The organism is Pseudomonas sp. PDM18, from assembly GCF_014852585.1.
Classification (GTDB): domain Bacteria; phylum Pseudomonadota; class Gammaproteobacteria; order Pseudomonadales; family Pseudomonadaceae; genus Pseudomonas.
The window spans coordinates 517,751-542,669 of the sequence record NZ_JACVBX010000002.1; the positions used below are offsets into that span (position 1 = coordinate 517,751).

Here is a 24,919-nt window from a genome sequence, read left to right on the forward strand (position 1 = left end):
CGCTGTTGGGCGGTTCGCGAGCAAGCTCGCCCCTACGAAGAGCAGCGCTGCTTGTAGGAGCGAGCTTGCTCGCGAACCGCATTCACTCCAGATGCGCCGCAAATCCACTGGCCTGCGGATCGATCTCCTCGCGCAGGGTCAGCGCAGGGATGTCGTAATCACCGCCGTTCTGCCGGCGGAAGGGGATGGGCGCGGTGGTCTGGAGGTTGTCCAGGCGCTCGCCCAGCTCCTGCTCGATCTGCGCGTAGCGCAGCGCATCCACCCGGCTGGTGCGGTAGACCAGGTAGGGCGGCAGTACGTCGAAGCCGGGGTAGTGCAGCACGCCGTGGTGGATCGGGAACAGCAGATCCTCGATCGGCCCGTTGATGCCGCGAGCGCTGTAGTGCGACTCCCAGCCGCCAGTGGTGACCATCAGCATGGCGCGCTTGCCGGCCAGGTTGCCTTCACCGTAGCGGTCGCCCCAGCGGGCATCAGAGTGCTCGCCGACGCCATAGGCAAATCCATAGGCGTAGACCCGCTCGAACCAGCCCTTGAGGATCGCCGGCATGGTGAACCACCAGAGCGGGAACTGCAGAATCACCGTGTCGGCCCAGCGCAGTTTTTCCTGCTCGGCGGCGATGTCGCTGCTCTGCCGGCCGGCGGCGTAGGCACGTTTGGAATCCTGGGACGGATCGAAGCGCGCCTCGGGATCGCGGTCGAGGCTGTCGGAGGCGTCCAGCGTGGCTTTCCAGTTCATCGCATAGAGGTCGGAAACTTGTACCTCGTGGCCGGCGGCCTGCAGGCGGCGCACGGCGAAGTCCTTCAGCGAACCATTGAGCGAGCGCGGTTCGGGGTGGGCGTAGACGATCAGTACGTTCATGGAGGCGGTTTCCATATGAGAGGGGGTGTGCGCAGGATGCGATTGCCACAGGTATAGTGGAAATGAATATCCGGTATCCCAGGTATATGAATGAATAATCTGCGCAGGCTCGACCTCAACCTGCTGGTGACCCTGGATGTGTTGCTTTCCGAGCACAACGTGACGCGCGCTGCGGAGCGGCTGAATTTCTCGCAGCCCTCGGTGAGCGTGCACCTGGCGAAGCTGCGCGACATCTTCGACGACCCGCTGCTGCTGCCCGGCCCGCGCGGCATGCGCCCGACGGCGCGGGCCGAATCCCTGCGCGAACCGTTGCGCATCGCCCTGGAAGCGCTGGAGCAGGCGGTGGCGCCGTCAGCGCCCTTCGACCCGGCGCAAGCGGACAACACGTGGCGCATCGCTGCCACCGACTACGGCGAATCCACCATTCTGCTGCCGGCGTTGAGCGCCATTCGCGGCAGTGCGCCGGGCGCCCGTCTGGCGCTGCTGGAGCTATCACCGCAGCGCATCGCTCGACAGGCGGAGCAGGGCGAGATCGACCTGGCTTTCCACACCACCGAGGGCAGCCCACCAGGCATGCGTCGACGGACATTGTTCAGCGAGCGCTATGTACTGGCCGGGCGCGCCGGGCACCCGAAACTGAAGCGCAAGCCGAGCCTGGCGCAGTTCTGCCAGCTGGAGCATGTGATGGTCTCCCCCGACGGAGGCGGCTTCAGCGGCGTGACCGACGAGGCGCTGGCGGCGGTCGGCCTGAGCCGGCGGGTAGCGCTATCGGTGCCGCACTTCCTCGTCGTCATCTCGGTGCTCGCCAGAAGTGACCTAGTGGCCATGGTGCCGGCGCGGCTGGTGCGGGATAACCCGGCGTTGCGGGTGGTGGAGGCGCCGGTGGCGGTACCGGGGTACGAGATGTCGATGCTCTGGGACGAGCGTTCGCACCGCGACCCGGCACATCGCTGGTTGCGGGAGCAGATTGCCAGCGCGGTGACTTGAGGAAGTATTCACGCGCGATCCGACAGGTTGGCTTCTGCCCTGGGCGGCTCGTGAGCAAGCTCGCTCCTACGGGAGGGGAACTGGTCCTGGGCAAGCCATCACCCTAGCCCTCTCCCTTTGGGGGGCTGGGGTGAGGGGATTCAGCCTGCGGTGGAATATCCAGTCAGTCCGCGAACTTTGTCCGCAACAGGTACTTCAGCGAAGCGGCCAGCGTCTGCCCATGGCTCAGGCCGTCGAAGGCATGGAACCGCGCCTGCATGCCGGGCACCTTGGCGACATCTTCCACCAGTTGCTGGGCGGCGCGGGGCGCGCTGGGAGTAATGCCTTCACGCGGCCGGAAGGGTTCCTCGCCGCCGCGCATCAGCAACAGTTGCGCAGAGTGGCCGGCCAGCCGCTGGGCGAAGCCGTCCTGCTCCTTAAGGATCGCGCCGTCGCCCCACCACAGTGAAGGGCTCGCCGGAGCGTAGAAGCTGAACTGCTGCGGCCGGGTGAGCAGCGCGTGGAGCGTCAGCAGGCCGCCGTAGGAATGGCCCCAGAGCGTCTGTTGCGAGCGGTCGATGGGCGCCTGGGCGGCTACCGTCGGGAGCATCCGGTCGCGCATCAGATCGAGGAAGGCGTCGGCGCCGCCGCTGGGATCACCAGTGAGCGGGTCTTTCTGCTCGGCAAGCTGCGGGCGACGCGGGGTGTAGTCGCGGGTGCGGCCGCTGCGATCGATGCGCAGGGGCGTCTGGTAGCCGACGGCAATCAGCAGGGGGGCCTTGCCGTCGTTCAGTTCGCTCAGCAGTTTCTCGTCCAGCGCGCCGATGGCGGCGTTGCCATCGAGCATCCACACCACCGGGTAGCCGGCGGCGGGGGAAGGGTGGTTCGGGCGGGCGATCCACAGCTGGTAGTGACGCTGGCCGTCGGCGGAATCCAGCTTCAGCTCGCTGAAGCGGTACGCCAGGTCGTTGCGTTGCAGCAGATGGGTGTCCATTTTCTGGTCGGGGGCAGGCGCGGCGTGCGCTGCCAGCCCCGGCACGGCGAACGCCAGTGCCAGGAGGAGGCGAAGTCTCATCAGGTTTTTTCTCTAATCAGAACGACGCGGTGAGGCTGGTGTACAGCGTGCGGCCCGGTTCGTTGTAGGTGGCGGCGCCGGCGCCCTCGATGCCGTTCACGCCCTGGGCGTTGCCCTCGCGGAACAGGCGCTTGTCGAAGACGTTGTCCACCCCGGCGGTGAAGCTCAGGTTCTTCGTGAACACATAGGTGCCGCTCAGCCCGGCGATGGCGTAGGGCGAGAGCTGGTTGTTGGCGCTGCCGGTGACGCGGTCGCCGTGGTAGTCGTACTTCTTCGGCGTCTGCTTGCCGTACCAGGCGACGCTGGCTTGCAGCGACAGGGCGTCGGTGGCCTGCCAGTCGAGCATGGAGTTCAGGGTGTACTTGGGCGTCACTGAGAGTACGTCGCCGGTTTCCTTGTTTTTCGACTGCAGCATGTAGGTGAAGTTGTTGCTCCACTTCAGCTGCTCCATCAGCGGGATGGTCAGGGTGCCTTCCAGGCCCTCGACCAGCGCCTTGGGCACGTTCTCCCACTGGTAGATCGCCGCGTTGGCGTAGCTGCCGTTGCCGCCGCTGGCCTGATCGATGGGCGACAGGCCCGACTCGATCTTGTTCTTGTAGTCATTGCGGAAGTAGGTCAGGCCGGCGATCAGGCCGTCCTTCTGGAACTCGATGCCCAGCTCCTTGTTGACGCTGGTTTCCGCCTTGAGGTCCTCATTGCCCTGCAGGTAGCAGCTGGTGCTCTGGCCGTAGCAGCCCTGGCCACGGCTGTAGAGCAGGTAGTCGGGGTTGAGCTGGTAGAGGTTCGGCGCCTTGTAGGCGCGGGCGATGCCGGCCTTCAGGGTGACGGTATCGGTCAGCGCGTGGGACAGGTTCAACGACGGGCTGAAGTTGTCGCCGACCATGCTGTGGTGGTCCCAGCGCAGGCCGGGAGTGAGCATGGTGCCGGGCATCAGCTCGATGTTATCTTCGGCGAACAGCGAGAAGATCTGCGCCTGCGAGGTGGTGTCACGGTTGCTGCTGGTCAGACCCGGCACCGAGCCGCCTTCGCTGGTGGTCTGGGTGTTGGCGCTGGGGTCGTCGAGTTTCTGCTGCACCCATTCGCTGCCCAGGGTCAGGGTCTGGTCGCGCCAGGCGTGCAGCGGCAGGTTCACTTCGCCGTGGGCGGTGAGGTCACGCAGGGTGGCGGTGTAGAAATCGGTGTTGCTGAAGATGCCCTCGGTGCCGCCGGCCAGGCCTTCGTTGATGCGGCTGTTGCGGGTCTTCTCGTACTGCAGGTAGGCCATGGAGCTGCCGAAGTCCCACTCACCGCGATGGGTGATCGAGTAGTTCTCGCGGTACATGCGGTTGGTCTCGTGACCGAGCATGGACTTCACGTTGGCGTTGCTGTTGGTGTTCTGCGTATCGCCGGTGTAGATGTTGCCCTGGCGGCTGAAGCCGGCCTCGAAATCCAACGTCTGCTCGGGCGTCAGGTGCCAGCTGAGCAGGCCGTTGACGTCCTTGTTGCGCACGCCTTCACGTCCGGCGGGGAGGGTGCCGGCCTGGTTGCCGGTGCGGTTGGATTCGTGGCCGGCGTTGATGTCCCAGTCGTCCGAGTCGGTCTTGGCGACGTTTCCGTACACGCGGTAGCTGAGGGTATCGGTCAGCGGGCCATTAAGGCCAAACGTCATGCGCTGAGTGGCGCCTTCGTCGCTGTGCTGCGGGAAGTTGCTGTAGACGGTGACGTCGCCGTGGGTTTCCTTGCCCGCCTGTTTGGTGATGATGTTCACCACGCCGCCCGCCGCGCCGTTGCCATAACGCGCCGCCGCCGGGCCGCGCAGGACTTCGATGCGTTCCACCTGGTCGGCCGGCACCCAGTTGGTGTCGCCGCGCGAGTCGCGCTCGCCACGCCAGCCGTAGCGCACGGCGTTACGGCTGGAGACCGGCTTGCCGTCCACCAGGATCATGGTGTTTTCCGGGCCCATGCCGCGGATATCGATCTGGCGGTTGTTGCCGCGCTGGCCGCTGGTGGAGTTACCGGTCAGGTTGACGCCCGGCATGGTGCGGATGATCTGCGACAGGTCGCTGGCCGGCGGGCGCTTCTTGATGTCTTCGGCGGTGATGATCGACACGCCCGGCATCTGCTTGGCTTCCTCGGCGGCGGTGGCGACGATGGTCTCGCTGTCGAACTCGACGACATCGGAATCGGCGCTGGCGGCCTGTACGGCAAAGGACAGCAAGCAGCTGGACAGCAGCAGGAAGGGTGGAAGGAACTGCGTCGGACGGGACGGCATCGGTGATCTCCGGCAACTGAAAGATCGCCAAATGATAATTACTGCTATTTGCAAGTAAAGCGCATTAACTTTCTAAACACTTGCGCCGTTTTGTTGGGCCGTAACGGCCGGTAGCAACAGGTGCAGGCAGAGACCGGCCTTACCATCGTCGCAGCCGTTCTCGGCCCACAAGCGCCCGTCCGCCAGCTCGACGCCGCGCCGGGCGATGGCCAGGCCAAGGCCGAATCCGCTGGACTCCGACGGCTGCAGCCGCTGGTAGGGCTGGAAGATGCGTTCGAGGTCTGCTTCGGCGACGCCGGGACCGTCGTCGCTGACGCACAGGTGCCAGAATGTGCCCTCGCGCCAACCGCCCAGGCGCACGCTGCCACCGCGCGGGGAGTGGCGGATGCCATTGCGCAGCAGGTTTTCGATGGCCTGGGCGAAGCTGTCCAGGTGTACCTGCACCACGCAGTCGGTGCCCAGCGAGCAGGGCAGCCGCTCGGGCTCCCAGCCACTTTCGAAGCAGGCGTCCTCGCGCAGCGCTTCCCAGACCGACAGCACCAGTACCGGCTCGCGTTCCAGTTGCGGGCGCTCGGTGTCCATCCAGGCGAGGTCGAGGGTGTCTTCCAGCAGGCGCTGCATGTCCTGGATCTCGTGGTCCAGGCGCTGCCGCAGCTGGTCCGCCGGCAGGTCGCTGTCGTGGGCAATACGCAGGCGCGCCAGCGGAGTACGCAACTCATGGGACAGCGTGCGCAGCAGCAGGCGTTGCTGCGCCAGGCTGTGCCGCAGGCGGTCAGCCATGTGGTCGAAGGCCAGCGCCAGTTCGCCCAGCTCGTCGCGGCGATGGGCCAGCGGGGTGCCGGGGCCCTCGCGGTCGAGATCGTCCGCGCGCAGGGCATCGGCGCGGGCGCGCAGGCGATTGAGCGGCAGCACCAGGTGGCGATAGATCAGCAAGCCGAGGAGGGCGGCCAGCAGGGTCGGCACTACGCCGTGGCTGAACAGGTGCGTCCAGGGCGTCAGGCCGCCCGGAAGCAGGCGCTCGGGCAACTGCATGACCAGCCGGCCGCGCTCGGGATGTCGGGGGAATTCGATGCTGACGTAGGGCAACTCGTCCTGCAGGCGCCGGCTCATCGGCCAGTCAAGCTTGCGCATGAAGGTGAGGTGGCTGGATTCCTCCGCCGTCAGCGCCGTGCTTCCCAGGCTCTGCAGGTGTGAACCGATCACCGCGACCCAGGTGTCTTCGGCGGCGGACAGCTGCTGGCGGAAGCGTTCCACGCCCTCGGCGCCCTGGTGCTCCCAGACCGTTTCCGCTTGTTCTGCGTAGCGTGCCAGGTAGTCGCGGTCCTCGGTGCCGAGGAAATAGGTGCTGCGCTCCAGCGACAGGCCCCAGGTCCAGATCAGCCAGGTCAGCAGCAGGCAGAAGCCGACCTGCAGCGCGGCAATCTTCCACAGCAGCGGGTGACGGCGCATCAGTGACGTTCCGCATCCACCAGGATGTAACCCTGGCCGCGCACGGCCTGGATCTGCACCTGCTGCGCACCGATGGCGGCAAGCTTGCGGCGCAGGTTGCAGACGTGCACATCCAGCCCCCGGTCGAGGCGCGTGTAAGTGCGGTGCAGGACGCTCTGGTAGAGAAAGCTCTTGCTCAGCGCTTCGCCGGCATGGGCGCTCAGCGTCGCCAAAAGGCGGTACTCGGAATTCGTCAGGCCGGCGTGTTCACCGTTGCGGGAAACGTCCTGCAGTTCATCGTCGAACTGCAAAGAGCTTTGCCGTTGAGGCTCGCTCTGCGCGGTGCGGGCTCGATCCAGGTTGGCCCGACGCAGCAGCGCATCGATTCGCGCATCCAGTTCCGCCAGGCTGAACGGTTTGGGCAGGTAGTCGTCGGCGCCGCGGGTGAAGCCGGTGATGCGGTCCTGTTCCGCGCCCAGGGCGGACATCAGCATCACCGGTGTAGTGCGCGCGTTGCGCAGCGTATCCAGCAAGGAAAGGCCATCGACGCCGGGCAGCATGATGTCCAGCAGGACCAAATCGAAATCGTTCTGGTGGACGGCCACCAGCCCCTGGTCACCGTTCGCGCAAGTAGTGACGGCAAAGCCGCGCTCACAGAAATGACGTTCGAGGTCCAGGCGAAGACGGGAATCGTCTTCCACCAGCAAGAGCGAAGGGGACACAGCAGGCCTTGATGAGAATATTTACTATTTGCAACTATCTCACCCATTTCTGTCAGAAGGCAATGGCGATCTGCCGTGCACCTGTCAGAAATGGCCTCAGACCCAGCGTCGCACTCGGCCGCAGTAAGCGTCGAATTCGGAACCGAACAGCTCGCGCAGGGCACGTTCTTCCGGGCGGATCTGGAAGCGCCCGATGAACAGCACGAAAGCCGCGACGCCAAGCACCGCCAGCGCCGAACCGAGGAACACGCACCACCCCAGCAGGACGATCGCGAAACCCAGGTACATGGGGTTGCGCGTATGCCGGTAGATACCGGCGACCACCAATGAGGAGGCCGACTCCGGCTTCAGCGGGTTGACTGTGGTGCGCGCGCGGCGAAACGACGCGACTCCGGCCAGGCAGACCGCGACCCCGGCCAGCATTACCAGCAGGGTCAGCCACAGCCGGCTGCCCAGCGGATCAATCGGGCGCACCGCGAGCCACATCAGCACGGCGGTAATGATCGCCACCAGGGGCGGGGGAATACGGTGTTCCAGCCAATCCATGCTCGGTCTCCGGGCCAGTGCGGCCTTCTCCAGTGAGGTGCCTACACTAGCCCAGATTGCCGTTTTCAGCGCGGCCGGCGTACCGCCCGAACCTTGCCGCTGTTGCCGCCACCACAGTAGAAGCGCTCGCCGCCGTCGGCCTCCAAGCCGGAAACATGTACGCCTTCGGGCATGTCCAGTTGCTCCAGAACCGCGCCGGACTGCGGATCGATGCGGCGTAGCTCGCTGTAGGTCGATTCCGGCTCCCAGGTGCCATGCCAGAGTTGGCCTTCGACCCAGGTCACCCCAGTGACGAAACGATTTGAATCAATCGTACGGAGGATTTCGCCGGTTTCCGGGTCGATCTGATGAATCTTCCGGGCGCGGTACTCGCCGACCCAGAGCGAACCTTCCGCCCAGGCCATGCCGGAATCGCCGCCATTGCCCGGTGCGGGGATGGTCGAGAGCACCTTGCCGCTGGCGGGGTCGATCTTCTGGATGATGCTTTCTCCGATCTGGTACAGGTGCTTGCCGTCAAAGGCGGTGCCGGCGTGGGCCGGAACCGGGATCGACGCTTCCAGCTGACCGCTTTGCGGGTCGAGCCGGCTCAGACTGTCGCCGGTGGCGATCCAGACGTGCCGGCCGTCGAAGGTCACACCGGCGACGGTTTCGACGCCGGGGAACGGACCGTACTCCTCCAGCACCTGCGCGGGAGATTGCTTGTAGTGGGTAGTCATGGTGTTGCCCTGCACGTTAAGGGTGGGAGCCTTCAGCCTATTCAGACACCGAAGGGAGCGGGGAGTAACAAGGTCGTCGCGAATCCCGGCGCTGGCGGCAGCATCCAGCGTCGGGCGCGCCCTTGCCCGAGGGCCTGCACCAAGCCGGCTTCGGACAGCGTTTCGAGGGCGCGCTGCACGCTGCGCTGGCTGGTATCCAGCGCCAATGCCAGGGCCGAACTGGACCAGGCCTGGCCGTCACTGAGCAGCGCCAGCACTTCAGCGTTGGCTTCCTCCAGCGGAGGCGCAAGGACCACCGGATTGGCGGCGACCAGCCGATAACCGCGAGGCGTCGACTCGATACCGGCCAGGGGTTGCAGCAGGCGCCGCAGGCGGCCGATTTCCACGCGCAGGCGTGCCCGGTGGGTTTCGTCCGGGTGACGGGTGCGGAACACCCGGCCGATCAGCTCGGAACGCGCCATGTCATGGGGCCAGGCCTCGGCCAGTGCGCGGGCAAGGGCAAAGAGCACCGGGCGGCTGCCCAGTGCGAGGCTGCCCACGCGGTTGCGACAGGCGTCCACCACCAGGGCATCGGAGCGCAGCAGGTTTTCCACTTCATCCAGCGACAGCAGGCGCGTGTGCGGGGGACTGATCTGCCGGGCCGCCGGCGCATCGAGGATGCGCGCCGCCTGGTCGACCTCCGCACGCAGGGCAGGAATACCCGAAGCGGCAGCAGCCTCGGCGGCTTTGCGCAAAGCGCTCCGAGCCTCATGCGCGTGCAGCCGGCGAACGGCGATGCCGGCCGAAATCAGCCAATGCACAGCACGTAGCGGCGCGGGTAGTGATTCGGGCTCCAGCTCGGTGAGGGCGGCATGGGCTTGATCGAGCTGGCCGATGAGCAGCGCGCGGCGGATCAGCAGGTAATGGGCATGGGCAGCGTTGACCCTGTCGCCATGGAACTGCAGCACCCGCGCCGCCTGCTCCAGCGGCACCGTCGGCCAGTTCAGTTCGCGGCTGGCCAGCGCCACTTCCGCTTCGGCCACGAGGCAGCGGGCGCGCTCCCTCGGTTCGTGGGCGCCAAAGGTGCGGGCGGCGCGGCGAAGCAGGGCGCGCGCACGCGGGAAATCGCCCAGCTGGGCCATGGCGATGCCGCGCAGGGCCAGCGCCGGCGGGTCTTCGCGCAGCGCCACGCGGTTCAGCGCGCCCAGCGGGTCGCCCGTGGCCAGGGCACGAGCTGCTGCCGTGATCAGCGAATCCATGGAAATCCTGCCAACTTTGTCACTCCCGTCGAGCACGGCACGCTGCTTAGTCTAAGCCATGCCCACCGAGCCGCCGCTGGCGGAGGAGAACTGTCATGACTGCCCATCCCACCGCTACCCGCGAAGAATGGCTGGCCGCGCGCCTGGAGCTGCTGGTCGAGGAAAAGGCTCTGACCCGGCGCAGCGACGAACTGGCGCTCAAGCGCCAGGCGCTGCCCTGGGTGCTGGTCGACAAGGACTACCGCTTCGACACCGAGCAGGGCCCGGCGAGCCTTGCCGACCTGTTCGCCGGCCGTTCGCAGCTGCTGGTCTATCACTTCATGTTCGGCCCGGACTACCGTGCCGGCTGCCCGTCCTGCTCGAACATCGCCGATGGCTTCGATGGCTACGCAACTCACCTGGCGAACCATGATGTGAGCCTGCTGGCCGTCTCCCGAGCACCGCTGGAGACATTGCTGGTCTACCGTCGGCGCATGGGCTGGAGCTTCCCGTGGGCGTCATCCCACGGCAGCGGGTTCAACTATGACTTCAATGTGTCTTTCACCGAGGCGCAGCAGCGCGGTGGGGAGGTCGACTACAACTTCCGCCGCGCAGGCCCCGCTGCAGGTCCTGCGCCGGCGCCTGTGGTGGAAATCGCCGCCTGCTGCGGCACCGACGTGGCGACCTTCACCCGCGACCTGCCGGGGATGAGCAGCTTCGTGCGTGAAGGCGACAACATCTATCACTGCTACTCCACATACGCACGCGGGCTGGACGCGCTCTGGGGGCTGTTCCAGTGGCTCGACCGTGCGCCTTTGGGGCGCAACGAGCAGGGCATCTGGTGGCGCCGGCACGACGAGTATTAAGTCTCACACCGCCTTGCGGTAATCCGGTCGCAGCCTTGCCAGCAGTGCTGCGGCCAGGTCCAGCGCCGAGCACAGCAGGAAGTAGAGTAGGGCGACGAACAGGAATATTTCCGTGGGATGGACCATTACCCGGTTGCTCACCTGGGTGGCGACGAAGGAGAGCTCGCCGACGCCGATCACGTAGGCCAGCGAGGTGTCCTTGATCAGCGAGACCCATTGATTCAAGAAGGACGGCAGCATGATCGGCAGCGCCTGCGGCAGGATCACCAGGGTGAGCACCTGCCACGGGCGCAGGCCCAGCGCGCGGGCGGCGTCCCACTGGCCCTTGGGCAGGCTTTCGATGCCGGCGTGCACCGAGTGCGCCAGATAGGCCCCGCCGATCAGCGAGAGCGCGCAGACCACCGTACCCAGCGCCGGCACGTCGAAGTGGAAGACGATGGGCAGTAGGAAGTAGGTCCAGAAGATCAGCATCAGCACCGGGATCGCGCGGAAGAAGCCAAGGAAGCCCACCAGCAGCAGGCGCGGTTTGCCGCGCAACACTGACAAGGCAATGCCCAGCGCAAGGCCGATGACCGCAGAGACGATGCCGGAGGCCAGCGCTAGCAGGATGGTCAGCGCGGCGCCGCCCAGCGGGCCGTCGGGGTAGGCGCCGACGAGGAAATAGGAGAGGTTGTCGTGGATGACGGAGAAGTCCATGTCAGGCTCCCTGGCGGTAGCGGCGGGTCTGCTGCAGCGCCTGGCCCAGCGCCTCGATCAGCGCGATGGCGCCGATGTAGAGCAGGGTGGCGACACCGAACGCCTGGAAGGTCTTGAAGGTCTGCGTCTCCACCTGGCGCGATGCGTAGGACAGCTCCGCCAGCCCGATGGCCATCGCCAGCGAGGAGTTCTTCAGCGCGTTCATGTATTGCCCCATCAGCGGTGGCAACGCGGTGCGCAGCGCCTGCGGCAGGATTACCCAGCGCCACACCTGGATTGGGCGCAGGCCCAGCGCCATGCCAGCGTCGCGCTGCTGCTCGCTTACCGAGGCGATGCCGGCGCGGAATTCCTCGGCGATGAACGCTGTGGTGTAGAGCGTCAGGCCCCAGGCGGCGGCGAGGAATTCGAACGACGGCCACGCCAGAGCGCCCAGCTCATGGGGCGTATTCAGCCAGAACACGAAGTCCTCCGGGAGCAGCGCCGGCACGCCGAAGTACCAGAAGAACAGCTGTACCAGCAGCGGCGTATTGCGAAACAGCGCGAGATAGGCCCGCGCCGGCCACGACAGCCAGCGCGACTTCGCCTGCCGGGCAATCGCCAGCGGCGCGCCGAGCAGGGTGGCGACCACGCAGCAGAACAGGGAAATACCGAGGGTGAGCAGGAAGCCGTCGAGCAGCCAGCTCAGGTAGGTCGGGGCGAGCAGTTCGCCGAACATCGTGAAAGTCCATCAGAGGGCAGGAAAGGCAACGCCCCACGGGTGTGGGGCGTGCGGTGGTGCGCTGCGCGGGGCGGGGATCAGCTCTTGTCGCCGATCTTGTACAGGCGCGCCAGGGGCGTCTTGGTGGTCGGGCCGAACCAGGTGTCGTAAATCTTCTGCGCCTGCCCGTTGGCTTCCAGCTCGGTGAGGCTCTGGTTGACGAACTCGCCCAGGGCTTTTTCACCCTTGGGAATGCCGACGCCGATCAGATCATTGGAAATGGTGAAGGGCGGCACCTCGTACTTGTCCTTGTCCGGCACGTTGGCCAGCAGGCCGATCAGCTTCGGACCGTCCTGGGTGATGGCCTGGACCTGGCCGTTGCGCAGGGCGGTAAAGGCGAAGGGCGTGTCGTCGTAGGCGATGACCTTGGCGCCGGGGAATTTCTCGCGCAGCACGCCTTCATTGACCGTGCCCTTGTCGACGCCCACGCGCCATTTGTTCAGGTCTTCCGGCGACTTCAGGCTGCCCTTGCGCACGATGAACTGCTGCCCGGATGAGAAGTAGGGGATGCTGAAATCCACCTGCTCGGCGCGCTCGGGGGTGATGGTGAAGTTGGCCAGCACCAGGTCGACCTTGTTTGCGGTCAGCAGCGGGATGCGGTTGGCAGGGTTGGTCGGCAGGACTTGCAGCTTGACGCCGAGCTTGTCGGCCAGGGCCTTGGCGTAATCCACGTCGAGGCCTTCGATCTGCTTGCTCTTGCCGTCCACGAAGCCGAACGGCGGGTTGCTGTCGAACGCGGCGACGCGCAGCACGCCGGCTTTCCTGATGTCTTCCAGACGGTCGGCATGGGCCAGTCCGGAGAGGACGGCCAGGGCGAGGGCGGTAACGGCAGTGAGTTTCTTCATGAACATCCAGCTCCTTCTCGGGCCCCGTTCGTGCGACGGGTTCCCGTGATGATCGATTACGCGCCTTCGAGGGTGTCAAAGGCCCGTTCCAGAGCGGCGGGGATGGCCCACCGGCGGTGCCGAGTGTGGCAGCGCAGCGGTGGCGGGGAGAAGGAATGAATTCGTCTAGCTAATAACCTGAAGAAATATAAAGGAAGAGTTTAGATAACCGTTTTGCAGTGATTGCACCGCCACTGACCGGAGCAACCCTCTAGGAGCGAGCTTGCTCGCGAACCGCATGGCTCGGGATTTGTTCGCGAGCCAGATTCGTAGAGTGCATAGCGCGCCAGCGCGATCCGCCGCGAGGAACGAGTCAATCGGCGGATAACCCGTTCCGGGTTATGCGCCCTACGGTCTAGTCCTGCGCTCGGATCAGCCCTCTCCCAAGGGGAGAGGGGTACCGTTGGGTGCAGGATGAGACCGCAGCGTCAGACGTCACGATCTGCCCCCTCTCCCTGAGGGAGAGGGCTGGAGGGAGGGGAAAGCACAGCACGAAATTTCCGGGGAAAGACAGTTGCTCCTACGTGACCGATACCCTTGGTTCAGGGTTTCCAGCGCGCAGCGCTGATATCCACCGCGCGCGGCAGGATGCGCTCTGCTAGGAACAGGTCGGCCGTGCGCTGCTGCGCGGCGATATCCGCATCACCCACCGGCTGAATGGGCGAGGGCGGGCGGTGCTTGAAGGTTTCCTCGATCACCGCCGGCGCCAGCCCGGTCACGCGCGCCATGATCGCCACGCTGCCGGCTTCGTCGCTGCGGGTCAGCGCCTCGGCTTCGTTGAGAGCGTCCAGTACCTTGTGAATGAACGTCGGGTTGGCGCCCGCGTACTCGCGGCTGGACAGGTAGAACGGCCCGCTCAGGCCGACTGCCGAGCCGTCCGCCAGCAAGCGCGCATGGCCGTCCAGCAACAGCGCCGAATACCAAGGGTCCCAGATCGCCCAGGCATCCACCCGCCCGCTCTCGAACGCGGCGCGGGCATCGGCGGGCGTCAGGTACAGCGGCTGGATGTCCTTCAAGCTCAGACCTTCCTTCTGCAGCAGGCGCAGCAGCAGGTTGTGCGAGCTGGAGCCCTTCTGGAATGCCACGCGCTTGCCCTTGAGATCGGCGACGCTGCGGATCGGGCTGTCCTTGGGCACCACCACGGTTTCCGCCTGCGGCTTGGGCGGTTCGACGCCGACGTAGAGCAGGTCGGCACCGGCGGCCTGGGCGAAGATCGGCGGGATGTCGCCGGTGGAGCCGATATCCAGGCTACCGACGTTCAATGCTTCGAGCATTTGTGGCCCGGCGGGGAATTCGATCCACTGGATCTGCGTCTGCGGGAAGCGCTTCTCCAGCAGGCCGCGCTCTTTGGCCAGCACCAGGCTGACCGAGGCCTTCTGGTAGCCGATGCGCAGTTGCGTCTGGTCCTGCGCCTGGGCCGTGCCGGTCGCAATCAGCAGCAGAGCGGCGAGCAGTCGATTGAACAGTCTCACAGGCTCAATCCTTCCAGTCATGGGAAGGTTTCTCCCAGAGGTTGATCCCGCCTTCCACGGCGTAACGATCGATCTCCGCAAGCTCCTCGGCGCTGAACACGAGGTTGTCCAGCGCGGCAACATTCTCGACGATCTGTTCCGGCCGGCTGGCGCCGATCAGCGCGGAGGTCACACGGGCATCGCGCAGCACCCAGGCCAGCGCCAGTTGCGCCAGGCTCTGGCCGCGGCGCTGGGCGATTTCGTTCAGTGCGCGGGCACGGCGCAGATTGTCCTCGGACAGGTGCTCCGGCCGCAGCGAAGCGCCGCCCGGCTGGTTGACCCGCGCATCGGCCGGTACGCCGTGTAGGTAACGGTCGGTGAGCAGCCCCTGGGCCAGTGGGGTGAAGGCGATGACGCCCGCGCCCAGTTCGTCGGTGGTAGCCAGCAGGTCCTTTTCTACCCAGCGATTAAACAGGTTGTAGGCCGGCTGGTGGATCAGCAGCGGCACCTTCCATTCCTTCAGCAGCGCGGCGAGTTCGGCGGTCTTGCCGGCGGAATAGGATGAGATGCCCACGTACAGCGCCTTGCCCTGCTGCACCGTGCTGGCCAGCGCGCCGGCGGTTTCTTCCAGCGGCGTGTCCGGGTCGAAGCGGTGCGAGTAGAAGATGTCCACGTAATCCACGCCCAGCCGCTTAAGGCTCTGGTCGAGACTGGAGAGCAGGTACTTGCGGGAGCTGCCGCCCTGGCCGTAGGGGCCGGGCCACATGTCCCAGCCGGCCTTGGTGGAAATCACCAGCTCGTCGCGGTAAGCGGCGAAGTCTTCACGCAGCAGGCGGCCGAAGTTGATCTCGGCGCTGCCATAGGGCGGGCCGTAGTTGTTCGCCAGGTCGAAGTGGTTGATGCCCAGGTCGAAGGCGGTGCGCAGCAGGGCGCGCTGGCGGTCCAGCGGTACGCTGTCGCCGAAGTTGTGCCACAGGCCCAGGGAGAGGGCGGGCAGCACCAGCCCGCTACGGCCGACGCGGCGGTAGGGGACACGCTGGTAGCGGTCGGGGTGCGCGAGGTAGGTCATGCAAACTCCTTGGTAAACGGGCCGCAGAGGGGGCGGCCGGTGAATCGTCAGATGCTGTAGCGGTTGGCTGGGCGTTTGAGCCCGAGGTGGTCGCGCAGGGTGCTTCCGCTGTACTCGAGGCGGAACAGTCCGCGTCGCTGCAGCTCAGGCACGACGTAGTTGGCAACGTCTTCCAGGCCCCCGGGCAGGTGCGGCACCAGCACGTTGAAGCCGTCGGCGGCGCCGCCTTCGAACCAGGCCTGGAGCTCGTCGGCGATCTGCGCCGGCGTGCCGATCAGGCTGTAGTGCCCGCGACCGCCAGCGATGCGCCGGCCCAACTGGGCAAGGGTGAGGTTCTCGCGCCCGGCCAGTTCGGTGAGCAGCAGTTGGCGGCTGCGCTGTCCGCTGTCAGTAAGCGGTAGCTCGGGCAACGGGCCATCCAGGGGGTAGGCGGAGAGGTCGAAGTTGCCGAGCATGCGCGACAGCAGCGCGACGCCGACCTGCGGTTCCACCAGCTCCTGAAACTCCTCGAACTTCTCCTGCGCCTCGGCCTGGCTCTGGCCGACCACCACGAACACACCGGGCATGATGCGCAGCTCATCCGCGCTGCGGCCGAAGCGCGGCAGGCGGCCTTTCAGGTCGTTGTAGAAGTCGCGGGCGGCGGCCAGCGAGGTCTGCGCGGTGAATACCACTTCGGCAGTCTGCGCGGCCAGCTCGCGGCCGGCCTCGGAACTGCCAGCCTGGACGATCACTGGGCGGCCCTGTGGCGAGCGCGCGACGTTCAGCGGGCCCTGCACGCGGAAGTGTTCGCCCTCGTGGTTCAGTACATGCAGCTTGGCCGGGTCGTAGTACTGCCCGCTGGCCTTGTCGCGAGTGAAGGCGTCGTCTCCCCAGCTGTCCCACAGGCCGGTGACCACTTCGTGGAATTCCCGCGCGCGGGCATAGCGCTCGGCGTGGCCGAAGTGTTCCTGGCGGTTGAAGTTCAACGCCTCGGCGGCGGCGTCGGAGGTCACCAGGTTCCAGCCCGCACGCCCTTCGGAGATGTGGTCGAGCGAGGCGAACTTGCGCGCCACGTGGTACGGCTCGTTGTAGCTGGTGGTCACGGTGCCGATCAGGCCGATGCGCTCGGTCACGGCCGCCAGTGCCGAGAGCAGGGTCAGCGGCTCGAAGTGATCAGAGCGTGCCATGCGACTGGCGATGTCGCCGGTGGGCGCGGCAACGCTGTCGGCGACGAAGACGGCGTCAAACTTCGCCGCTTCGGCCACCTGCGCCAGGCGCTTGTAGAGGCGGAAGTCGAGGCCGCCGTTGGCCGGCACGTCCGGGTGACGCCACGCTGAGACGTGGTGCCCGGTGGCCATGAGGAAGGCGCCAAGGGAAAGGGTGCGTGTCATGTCGGTTTTCCTGTGTGTCCGTCGGGTTGTTGGACGCAAGGCGGCGTGGGTGTTGTTGTCGGCGGCGCCGGGGCGAGCCGGCGCCGCTTGCTGCAAACGATCAGAAATCCTTGCGCAGCTCGACGCCGAAGTAGCGGCCGTCGTCGCGCGGCACCATGCGATAGACGTAGCTGCCGCCGGTGGCCAGCAGGGGCGAATAGGACTTATCGGTGAGGTTCTTGCCCAGCAGGGCGACGCGCCAGCCGTCGTTGTAGTCGGCCAGGGCGATGCTGGCGCCCCACAGGCCGTAGGCGCCCTGGATGGTATCGGGGTTCTGGCTGAGGTCGTACTGCACCTTGTCCTGCCAGCTGTAGTCGGTGCCCAGTTCCACATCCAGACCGTTGTCTAGCGGGATGCTGTAGTCGGCGCGCACGTAGCTCTTCCAGTCCGGCGAGAAGGGCAGCGGCTTGCCATTGACGTTGCATGCCGCCGCCGCGCCGGCCGGGCAGGCGAAGCTGTCGATGCGCGCCTTGGTGTAGGCGACGGCGCCGGAGAGCTTCAGCTGGCGGGTGGCCTGGTAGCTGAAGTCCAGCTCGGCGCCCTCGGTCTTCACCTTGCCGGCGTTGATCAGGCGCGTCACCACCTGCCCGGCGACGGTGTCGTAGAAGTTCGCCTGGTAGTTGTCGTAGACGGTGTGGAATACCGCGAGGTTGGCGGTCAGGCGATTGTCCAGCGCGGTGGCCTTCAGGCCCGCTTCCCAGGAGTTGGACGTCTCCGGCTTGAGCGCCTCGGTGTCGCGCGGCTGCATGTTGAAGAACACGTTGTAGGCCGGGCCCTTGTAGCCGCGCGAGTAAGTGAGGTAGCTGGTGAGCTGCTCGCTGAGGTCGTACTGCAGGCCCAGGCGGCCGGACCAGCCGTCCTCGTCGGTGGAGCCGGAACTGGAGGTGGACGGCTGGATGCCGGTTACCGCCGTGGCCGAGGTGGAGCGGCGGCGGTGGTCGTACTCCAGCTCGTCGTGGGTATAGCGCAGGCCGGCGATGCCGCGGAAGTCGTCGGTGAAGTTCAGCGTGCTCTCGCCGAAGATCGCGTAGGTGTCGCTGCGCGTGCCGTAGTCGGCCACGCCGGTGTTCTGCGCGGTGGTGGAGGTCACGACGCGGCGGTAGGTCTCGTCGTCCACGGCGTGCATGTAGTACAGGCCACCGACGTATTCGAGGAACTCGCCCTTGGGTGAGGCCAGGCGCAGCTCCTGGGAGTACTGGTCGTAGTTCAGCTCGCCCTTGTCGTGGGAGCTGGGGATGCTCGCGGTGACCTGGGACAGACGATCGCCATCCTGCCACTGGGTGTTGTCCCAGCCGCGCCAGGCGCTGATGGAGGTCAGGGTGTAGTCGCCCAGGTTCCAGTCCAGCTGCGCCGACAGGCCCTTGTTGGTGTCGTCGACGTGGGTGCGGTAGTCGCTGTTGATCTTGCGGTTGTCGCTGTCTGGCGTCACCGGCCGCAGCGCGTTGGCGAAGGCCGGGCTGGTGGTGCTGGTGATGACGCCGCTGGGGCTGTCGTCGTTGCCGTGCATGTAGTCGGCGATCAGGGTGACCTTGAGGTCGTCGCTGGGGGTGAGCTCGAACTTCGTGCGCGCGCCGGCGCGGTTGTAGCCGTTCACCTCATGACCGTTGTAGACGTTGTTCACATTGCCGTCGTAGCTGCCCAGCAGGGTGGTGACGCTGGCCTTGAGCTTGCCAGGGATCAGCGTGCCGCCGATGCCGAAGCGGGTGCGGTTCTCGTTGCCGCCGCCAAAATGCGAATAGTCGATGTAGCCGCTGGTTTCGTCCGGCACCTCGCGGGTGACCACGTTGAGCACGCCGGCCGAGGCGTTCTTGCCGAACAGCGTGCCCTGCGGGCCGCGCAGCACTTCGATGCGCTCGACGTCGAGCAGGTCCAGGGTCGCCTGGCCGGGACGGCCGAGCACCACGCCGTCGATCACTGTGGAGACGCTCGGCTCGACGCCCGGGGAAGTGGAGATGGTGCCCACGCCCCGGACGAACAGCGAGGTGTCCTTGTTCGAGGCGCCGGTGCGGAAGTTCAGGGTCGGCACCTGCTGGACGATGCTCGACACGTTATTGCGGTTGTCGCGCTCCAACTGCTCGCCATCGATCACCGAGACGGCCACCGGGACCTTCTGCAGCGACTCCTCACGGCGCGTGGCGGTAACGGTCACCGCTTTCAATGTCGGCGCAGAGTCGGCGGATTGGCCGTCGCCATTGGCGGTTTCGGCTGCCTGCACGCTGCAGGCCAGTGCGCCGATCACGCTGGCGATGCCCAGGGCCAGCGCGCTGCGCCGACCAGTGTAATGCGGACGGCCGAGCGTCCCCCGATGTTGCGATTGCATAGCCACTCCTTCGTGCCCTGGTCCGCCCTCGGTTCGTGCCGGGGCGCTCTTTATCTGCGGGACTGTCACGAGCGCTCGCTCGTGCGAGTGGCTGGATTCGTTGCGGACAGTTTGTGTTGTTAGCGCTAACATCGGCGAGTATCCTGAATCGCCAGATAGATCGTCAAATAATTAAAAATTACGTTTATATTCCTTAAGTAGAATTCCAGCACCGAGCAGCAGGAGAGCCGCGTTGGCCAACCAGACACCCCGCAAACGCCGTGGCGCAGGACGCGTGACGCTGACAGCGGTCGCCGAACTCGCAGGCGTTTCCGCCATCAGCGTGTCGCGCTACTTCAACCAGCCGGCACAATTATCGGACGACCTGCGCGAGCGCATCGGTGCAGCGGTGAAGGAGCTGGGCTACGTGCCCAACCAGGTGGCTGGAGGCCTGGCTTCGGCGAGGGGCAGGATAGTGGGAATGGTGGTGCCGAATATTTCCGGGCCGATCTTCGCCGACACCATCCAGGCCTTCAGCGACACCCTGGCCGCCCACGGCTACCAGTTGCTGCTGGCTTCCAGCTACTTTTCCGAGGACAAGGAAGAAAACGCCGTGCGCGCCTTCCTCGGCTGGAACCCGGCGGCGCTGGTGCTCACCAGCCACTTTCACAGTGCCGCAACCGAGAAGCTGATTGCCGGCGCGGACATGCCGGTGGTGGAGGTCTGGGACTACCAGCCCGGGCGCGCGCCGATCCAGGTCGGGTTTTCCCACCACCAGGTTGGCGTGGACGCAGTGCGCTACCTGCACGGCAAGGGCTACCGGCGAATCGCCTTCGTGCAGAACAGCGCGCCCGGCGACTTCAGCGCGCTGGATCGCCGCGATGGTTACGCCGATACCCTGCGCGAGCTGGGCGGCGCCCCTTGGATGTTCGTGCCTACCGAAAGCGCGCCCTTCGACGCCGGTCGGCAGGCCATGGAGGCGTTGATGGCGCGAGGAGTGCAGCGGCCGGAGGCAATCATCTTCGCCAACGACAACCTCGCCGCCGGCGGCCTGCTTGCCGGCCAGCGCGCCGGGCTGAAGATTCCCGAGGATTGCGCGGTGTTGGGCTTTGGCGACTATCCCTTTGCCCCGATGCTGCTGCCGAGCCTATCGACCATCAAGCCACCGGCCCGCGAGATCGGTGAGATCGCCGCGCTGCGCGTGCTGCAGTCGATCGGCGTGTTGCCGCTGGAGGGCGCGGTGGAGCGCTTGAACCTGCTCGGCTGCCGGGTGCTGGAGCGCGAGAGCGGCTGATAACCTGATGCCCCTGTAGGAGCAAGCTCGCTCCTACAAAAAAGCCACACGGGCTGGGTTACTTCGTCAGCAGGTCGATCACTTCCTGGTCGCTGAGCTGATGGAAATCGCGGTAATGGTCGCCCACCGCGCGAAACGGCGATGGGGTGTCCAGGCAGACCAGCGCATCCACCTCATCGCGTAGCTTCTGCACCGTTTCCGCCGGCCCCACCGGCACGGCGAGCACCACCTTGTGCGGATGCTGTGCACGCAGGCACTTGAGCGCGGCGCGCATGCTGCTACCGGTGGCCAGCCCGTCGTCGACCACGATCAGGTCGCGGTCCTCCAGCTGCGCCGGGGCCTTCACGCCGCGGTAGAGGACGCGGCGGCGCTCCAGCTCGCGGATCTGCTCCAGCACCTGCTGCTCGAACCATTCCGGCGGCGGGTCGAAGCGCTCGATCATCTGCTCGTCCACCACCCAGTTCGGTTCGGGGCCGTCAACGATGGCGCCAAGGGCGAACTCCTCGTTGCCCGGCGCGCCGATCTTGCGCACCAGCAGCACGTCCAGCGGGGCACCGAGGATGCGGGCGATCTCCTTGGCAACGGGTACGCCGCCACGGGGCAGGGCAAGGATCAGCGGGGCGACCAGGGGCATGTCGCGCAGGACCATCGCCAGGGCGATTCCGGCGTGGCGACGGTTGGTATAGCGCGGACTGGGCATCTGACCCCTCCTTTCGCGAGTCACAGCAACTTGTCCAGGGTGATGGGCAGCTCGCGGATGCGTTTACCGGTTGCATGGTAGACGGCGTTGGCGACCGCTGCCGCCACGCCGACAATGCCGATTTCGCCCACGCCCTTGGAGCCCAGCGGGTTGACCACGGCATCCGGCTCGTCGACGAACAGCACCCGGATATCGCCGATATCCGCCTGCACTGGAAGGTGGTATTCGGCGAGATTGTGGTTCATGAAGCGCCCCAGGCGATGATCCATCAGGCTGGCCTCGTGCAGCGCCATGCTCACACCCCAGACCACACCGCCGAGGATCTGGCTGCGCGCGGTTTTCGGGTTGACCACCCGGCCCGCCGCGATGGCACTGACCACGCGGCGCACGCGCACCGTGCCCAGCGCTTCGTCTACCGCGACCTCGACGAACACCGCCGAGTGGGTTGCCGTGGTGTAGCGTTGGCGCAGGGGCGACGGGTGCGCAGTAGCGCTGGCCTGCAAGCTGCCGTAGCGCTGGAACAGTTCGGTGAAGCTGACACGGTGCTCGGCGGTCTTCGCCTGCAATTGGCCGTCGCGGCACTGCACCTGGCCGTCGGAGAAATGCTGGAAGGGGCCGCAGGGCAGCTGTCGCGCCGCATCCAACAGGTTCTGCCGCAGCGCCAGGCAGGCGTCGAGCACCGCGCTGCCCACCGACGACACGGTGAATGAGCCGCCCTGCAGCGGTGCCTGCGGCAATGAGGAATCACCCAGCACGAAGCGCACCTTCTCCGGCGGCAGGCCGAGGGTTTCGGCGGCGATCTGGGTCATGGCGGTGTAGGTGCCGGTGCCAATGTCGGTGGTGGCGCTGGCGACCACCACGCCGCCGTTGGCTGTCAGGGCGGCGCTGGCGCTGGCGGGCATCTGCAACGCCTCCCAAACGCCAGTGGCCATGCCGAAGCCGATGCGCTGGTCGCCTTCGCGCAAGGTGCCGGGTGCGGGCATTTGCGCCGGCCAGCCGAACTGCCGAGCACCCTCGCTGTAACAGTCGCGCAGCGCCTTGCTGGAATAGGGCTTGCCGAGGTTCTGGTTGGTGTCGGTAAAGTTGATCAGGCGCAGGTGCAGCGGATTGATCCCGGCGGCCCAGGCCAGTTCGTCCATCGCGCATTCCAGCGCATGGACCCCCTCTGCAGCACCGGGAGCGCGCATATCCAGCGGTGTGTAGACGTCCAGTGGCACCAGTCGATAAGTGAGACGAACGTTGTCGCAGCGATAGAGCATCCCCGACCACTCCGCGACATGCGCGGTGAACTGCTCGAAGCGCGAGGTCTGCCCCGTCACCTGGTGCACCAGGCCCAGCAGCCGTCCTGTTTCATCCGCGCCTAGCGTCAGGCGCTGGACGGTGCGCGGGCGGTAACCGAAGGTGAACTGTTGCTGGCGGGTCAGCACGACACGTACCGAGCGTTTCAGCTTGAGCGCTGCCATGGCCGCCAGCGGCAACTGGTACTGAGGGCGCAGACCGGAACCGAAGGCCCCACCGACGAAGGCCGCCTGCACCCGTACCTGCGAGGGCGCAAGCTTTAGCACGTGGCACAGATAGCTCTGGCTGTTCTGCGCGCCCTGGGTCTTGTCGTGCACCAGCAGGCTGCCGTCGCTCTGGACGATCACCGTGGAAGCGTGCGGCTCCATGGGATTGTGGTGCTCCACCGGCAGCTCGTATTCGGCCTCGATGCGTACCGGCGCGCTACACAGCACACCATCGGCATCACCGCGCGGCCCCGGCAGCTCGGCAGGTGCGGGAATGGCTTCTGCCTGGTTCTTGCGCAGATCGGTGGAGTGAGGCTGCGACTCGTACTCGACCTGCACCAGCGCGGCGGCATGCCGGGCGGCCTCCAGGTTGTCCGCCACGACCAGCGCCACCGGCTGGCCGTTGTACAGCACGCGGTCGTTGAACAGCGGGCGGAAGGAGGAGCCGTCGGCGGAATCCTGGTCTTCATAGCTGTCGTCATCGGCGGCCAGCGGCGGCCGGTTCAGGTGCGTCATCACCAGCTGCACGCCGGGCACGGCGCTGGCGGCCTGGCTGTCGATGGCGAGGATGCGGCCACGGGTGATGCTGCTGCTGACCACCGCGCCATGCAGCAGGCCATCTGCGAGGTACTCGGCGGCGTAGCGCGCGGCGCCGGTGACTTTCAGCGGGCCGTCGACGCGATCCAGCGGCATGCCGATGGGGCGGGGCAGTGGGCTGTTCATTGCGCACCTCCGGCTGCCTGCTGCAGCGTGCGGACGATGCTGCGCCGCGCCAGTTCCACCTTGAAGGCGTTGTCGCTCAGCGGTTTGGCCTTGCGCAGAAAGTGCTCGGCGCAGCGCTGGAAGTGCGTCGTCTCGGGAGGGTTGCCCAGCAACAGGTCCTCCGCCTCGGCATCGCGCCAGGGTTTGTGCGCCACGCCGCCCAGGGCGATGTTGACCTGGGCGATGCGCCCGTCGCCGTCGAGCAGCAGGCCAACCGCCACCGACACCAGCGCGAATGCATAGGAGGCGCGATCACGCACCTTGAGGTAGGCGCAGTGCTGCGCAAAGCCTTCGCCGGGCAGTTCGATGCCCAGCACCAGCTCGTCGTCGGCGAGGATGTTGTCCTCCTGCGGGCGGCTGCCGGGCAGACGGTGGAACTGCTCGAAGGACAGGCAGCGCTGCGCCTGCGGGCCGCGCACGTGGACCACGGCATTCAGCGCGGCCAGTGCCACGCACAGGTCGGACGGATGCACCGCCACGCACTGCTCGCTGGCGCCGAGGATGGCGTGCTGGCGATTCAGGCCGTCCTTCGCCGGGCAGCCGCTGCCGGGCTCGCGCTTGTTGCAGGGAACGGCGCGGTCGTAGAAGTAGTGGCAGCGGGTGCGCTGCAGCAGGTTGCCGCCGGTGCTGGCCATGTTGCGCAGCTGCGGCGAGGCGCCGGCGAGAATGGCGCGGCTGATCAGCGGGTAGCGCTCGACCACCTGCGGGCTGGCAGCGAGCGTGGCGTTGTCCACCAAGGCGCCGACGTAGAGGCCGCCGGCCTCCGTGTCACGCAGTTCGCGCAGGGGCAGGGCGTTGATGTCGATCAGCCGCTCGGGGCGTTCCACCCCTTCCTTCATCAGGTCCACGAGGTTGGTGCCGCCGGCGATGAAGCGGCTGCGCGGGCCGGCCAGTGCCACGGCCTCGTCGATACCGGCGGGGCGGCTGTAGGCGAAGGGAGTCATAGGTCCTCCAGGCGGCTGGCGGGCAGGGCATCCTCGATGGCGTCGAGGATGTTCGGGTAGGCACCGCAACGGCAGAGATTGCCGCTCATGCGCTCGCGCAGGTCGTCGCGGTCGTGGGGCACCGGTTCCCTGGCCAGGGCGACCGCCGAGCAGATCTGCCCTGGCGTGCAGTAACCGCACTGGAAGGCGTCGTGGCGGATGAATGCGGCTTGCATCGGATGCAGTTCGTCATCGCGAGCCAGGCCCTCGATGGTGGTCAGCCGGTGGCCGCCGAGCATCACGGCCAACAACAGGCAGGCGTTAACCCGGCGGCCGTCCAGCAGCACCGTGCAGGCGCCGCACTGGCCGTGATCGCAGCCTTTCTTGCTGCCGGTGAGTTGCAGCTGCTCGCGCAGCAGGTCGAGGGTGGTGGTCCAGGGCAGCACCTGAAGCTGCCGTTCCTCGCCGTTGAGGATCAGGCGAATACTCTGTGCCGCCATGGACGGTGCGCGATTCCCAGTCAT

22 protein-coding genes are annotated in these 24,919 nt (G+C 66.5%); 3 read left to right on the forward strand and 19 right to left on the reverse strand.

Annotation, left to right across the window (positions count from 1 at the left end):
- Positions 1–82: 82 nt before the first annotated feature.
- A complete protein-coding gene (locus IB274_RS07135; RefSeq protein ID WP_192431317.1) occupies positions 83–859 on the reverse strand; it encodes an NAD(P)H-dependent oxidoreductase in 777 nt (258 codons plus the stop codon).
- A 90-nt stretch (positions 860–949) separates the two neighbouring features.
- On the opposite strand from IB274_RS07135, the gene IB274_RS07140 reads away from it, so the two are divergent.
- Positions 950–1,846, forward strand: coding sequence for a LysR family transcriptional regulator (locus IB274_RS07140; RefSeq protein ID WP_192431318.1), 897 nt, complete (start codon positions 950–952; stop codon positions 1,844–1,846).
- 163 nt (positions 1,847–2,009) lie between these two features.
- On the opposite strand, the gene IB274_RS07145 is transcribed toward IB274_RS07140, so the two are convergent.
- The 7 genes from IB274_RS07145 to IB274_RS07175 form a co-directional block, all read right to left on the reverse strand.
- Positions 2,010–2,900, reverse strand: a complete 891-nt coding sequence (locus IB274_RS07145) for an alpha/beta hydrolase (protein ID WP_192431319.1) — start codon at positions 2,898–2,900, stop codon at positions 2,010–2,012.
- 16 nt (positions 2,901–2,916) lie between these two features.
- Complete coding sequence (locus IB274_RS07150) at positions 2,917–5,151, reverse strand: TonB-dependent siderophore receptor (protein WP_192431320.1); 2,235 nt, start codon at positions 5,149–5,151, stop codon at positions 2,917–2,919.
- A gap of 72 nt (positions 5,152–5,223) precedes the next feature.
- Positions 5,224–6,600, reverse strand: a complete 1,377-nt coding sequence (locus IB274_RS07155) for a sensor histidine kinase (RefSeq protein ID WP_192431321.1) — start codon at positions 6,598–6,600, stop codon at positions 5,224–5,226.
- Positions 6,600–7,301: a response regulator transcription factor gene (locus tag IB274_RS07160; protein ID WP_192431322.1), complete on the reverse strand. Its 702-nt coding sequence runs from the start codon at positions 7,299–7,301 to the stop codon at positions 6,600–6,602. The genes IB274_RS07155 and IB274_RS07160 overlap by 1 nt, the downstream gene beginning before the upstream one ends.
- Positions 7,302–7,397: 96 nt before the next feature.
- Positions 7,398–7,847 (reverse strand): methyltransferase family protein, encoded by a 450-nt coding sequence (locus IB274_RS07165; RefSeq protein ID WP_192431323.1) that lies wholly within the window; start codon positions 7,845–7,847, stop codon positions 7,398–7,400.
- A 65-nt stretch (positions 7,848–7,912) separates the two neighbouring features.
- Positions 7,913–8,563: a PQQ-binding-like beta-propeller repeat protein gene (locus tag IB274_RS07170; RefSeq protein WP_192431324.1), complete on the reverse strand. Its 651-nt coding sequence runs from the start codon at positions 8,561–8,563 to the stop codon at positions 7,913–7,915.
- Positions 8,564–8,604: 41 nt separating this feature from the next.
- Complete coding sequence (locus IB274_RS07175; protein WP_192431325.1) at positions 8,605–9,801, reverse strand: helix-turn-helix domain-containing protein; 1,197 nt, start codon at positions 9,799–9,801, stop codon at positions 8,605–8,607.
- Between the two features lie 95 nt (positions 9,802–9,896).
- Here IB274_RS07175 and IB274_RS07180 point away from each other — a divergent pair, with 95 nt between their 5' ends.
- Positions 9,897–10,646: a DUF899 domain-containing protein gene (locus IB274_RS07180; RefSeq protein ID WP_192431326.1), complete on the forward strand. Its 750-nt coding sequence runs from the start codon at positions 9,897–9,899 to the stop codon at positions 10,644–10,646.
- A 3-nt stretch (positions 10,647–10,649) separates the two neighbouring features.
- On the opposite strand, the gene IB274_RS07185 is transcribed toward IB274_RS07180, so the two are convergent.
- From IB274_RS07185 to IB274_RS07215, 7 genes are all read right to left on the reverse strand, one after another.
- Entirely contained in the window at positions 10,650–11,342 is a 693-nt protein-coding gene (locus tag IB274_RS07185) for an amino acid ABC transporter permease (RefSeq protein ID WP_192431327.1), read from the reverse strand.
- A 1-nt stretch (position 11,343) separates the two neighbouring features.
- Positions 11,344–12,057, reverse strand: coding sequence for an amino acid ABC transporter permease (locus tag IB274_RS07190; RefSeq protein WP_192431328.1), 714 nt, complete (start codon positions 12,055–12,057; stop codon positions 11,344–11,346).
- Between the two features lie 80 nt (positions 12,058–12,137).
- Positions 12,138–12,944, reverse strand: coding sequence for an ABC transporter substrate-binding protein (locus IB274_RS07195; RefSeq protein WP_192431329.1), 807 nt, complete (start codon positions 12,942–12,944; stop codon positions 12,138–12,140).
- 581 nt (positions 12,945–13,525) lie between these two features.
- Positions 13,526–14,476: a sulfonate ABC transporter substrate-binding protein gene (locus IB274_RS07200; protein WP_225614710.1), complete on the reverse strand. Its 951-nt coding sequence runs from the start codon at positions 14,474–14,476 to the stop codon at positions 13,526–13,528.
- Complete coding sequence (gene mgrA, locus IB274_RS07205) at positions 14,460–15,503, reverse strand: L-glyceraldehyde 3-phosphate reductase (RefSeq protein ID WP_192431331.1); 1,044 nt, start codon at positions 15,501–15,503, stop codon at positions 14,460–14,462. Before mgrA ends, IB274_RS07200 begins: the two co-directional genes overlap by 17 nt.
- Positions 15,504–15,550: 47 nt before the next feature.
- Positions 15,551–16,873, reverse strand: coding sequence for an LLM class flavin-dependent oxidoreductase (locus IB274_RS07210; protein WP_192431332.1), 1,323 nt, complete (start codon positions 16,871–16,873; stop codon positions 15,551–15,553).
- Positions 16,874–16,973: 100 nt separating this feature from the next.
- Positions 16,974–19,232, reverse strand: coding sequence for a TonB-dependent receptor (locus IB274_RS07215; protein WP_192431333.1), 2,259 nt, complete (start codon positions 19,230–19,232; stop codon positions 16,974–16,976).
- Between the two features lie 232 nt (positions 19,233–19,464).
- Between IB274_RS07215 and IB274_RS07220 the strand changes: the two genes are divergently transcribed.
- A complete protein-coding gene (locus IB274_RS07220) occupies positions 19,465–20,505 on the forward strand; it encodes a LacI family DNA-binding transcriptional regulator (RefSeq protein ID WP_192431334.1) in 1,041 nt (346 codons plus the stop codon).
- 58 nt (positions 20,506–20,563) lie between these two features.
- On the opposite strand, the gene IB274_RS07225 is transcribed toward IB274_RS07220, so the two are convergent.
- Genes IB274_RS07225 through IB274_RS07240 form a run of 4 tightly spaced genes read right to left on the reverse strand, consistent with a single transcriptional unit; the run spans position 20,564 to position 24,919 of the window.
- Complete coding sequence (locus IB274_RS07225) at positions 20,564–21,205, reverse strand: phosphoribosyltransferase (protein ID WP_192431335.1); 642 nt, start codon at positions 21,203–21,205, stop codon at positions 20,564–20,566.
- Positions 21,206–21,225: 20 nt separating this feature from the next.
- On the reverse strand, positions 21,226–23,433 hold the full coding sequence (locus IB274_RS07230; RefSeq protein WP_192431336.1) for a xanthine dehydrogenase family protein molybdopterin-binding subunit: 2,208 nt from the start codon (positions 23,431–23,433) through the stop codon (positions 21,226–21,228).
- The gene (locus tag IB274_RS07235) at positions 23,430–24,416 is read right to left on the reverse strand and encodes an FAD binding domain-containing protein (protein WP_192431337.1); all 987 of its coding nucleotides are present in this window, start codon (positions 24,414–24,416) and stop codon (positions 23,430–23,432) included. Before IB274_RS07235 ends, IB274_RS07230 begins: the two co-directional genes overlap by 4 nt.
- On the reverse strand, positions 24,413–24,919 hold the full coding sequence (locus tag IB274_RS07240; RefSeq protein ID WP_192431338.1) for a (2Fe-2S)-binding protein: 507 nt from the start codon (positions 24,917–24,919) through the stop codon (positions 24,413–24,415). The genes IB274_RS07235 and IB274_RS07240 overlap by 4 nt, the downstream gene beginning before the upstream one ends.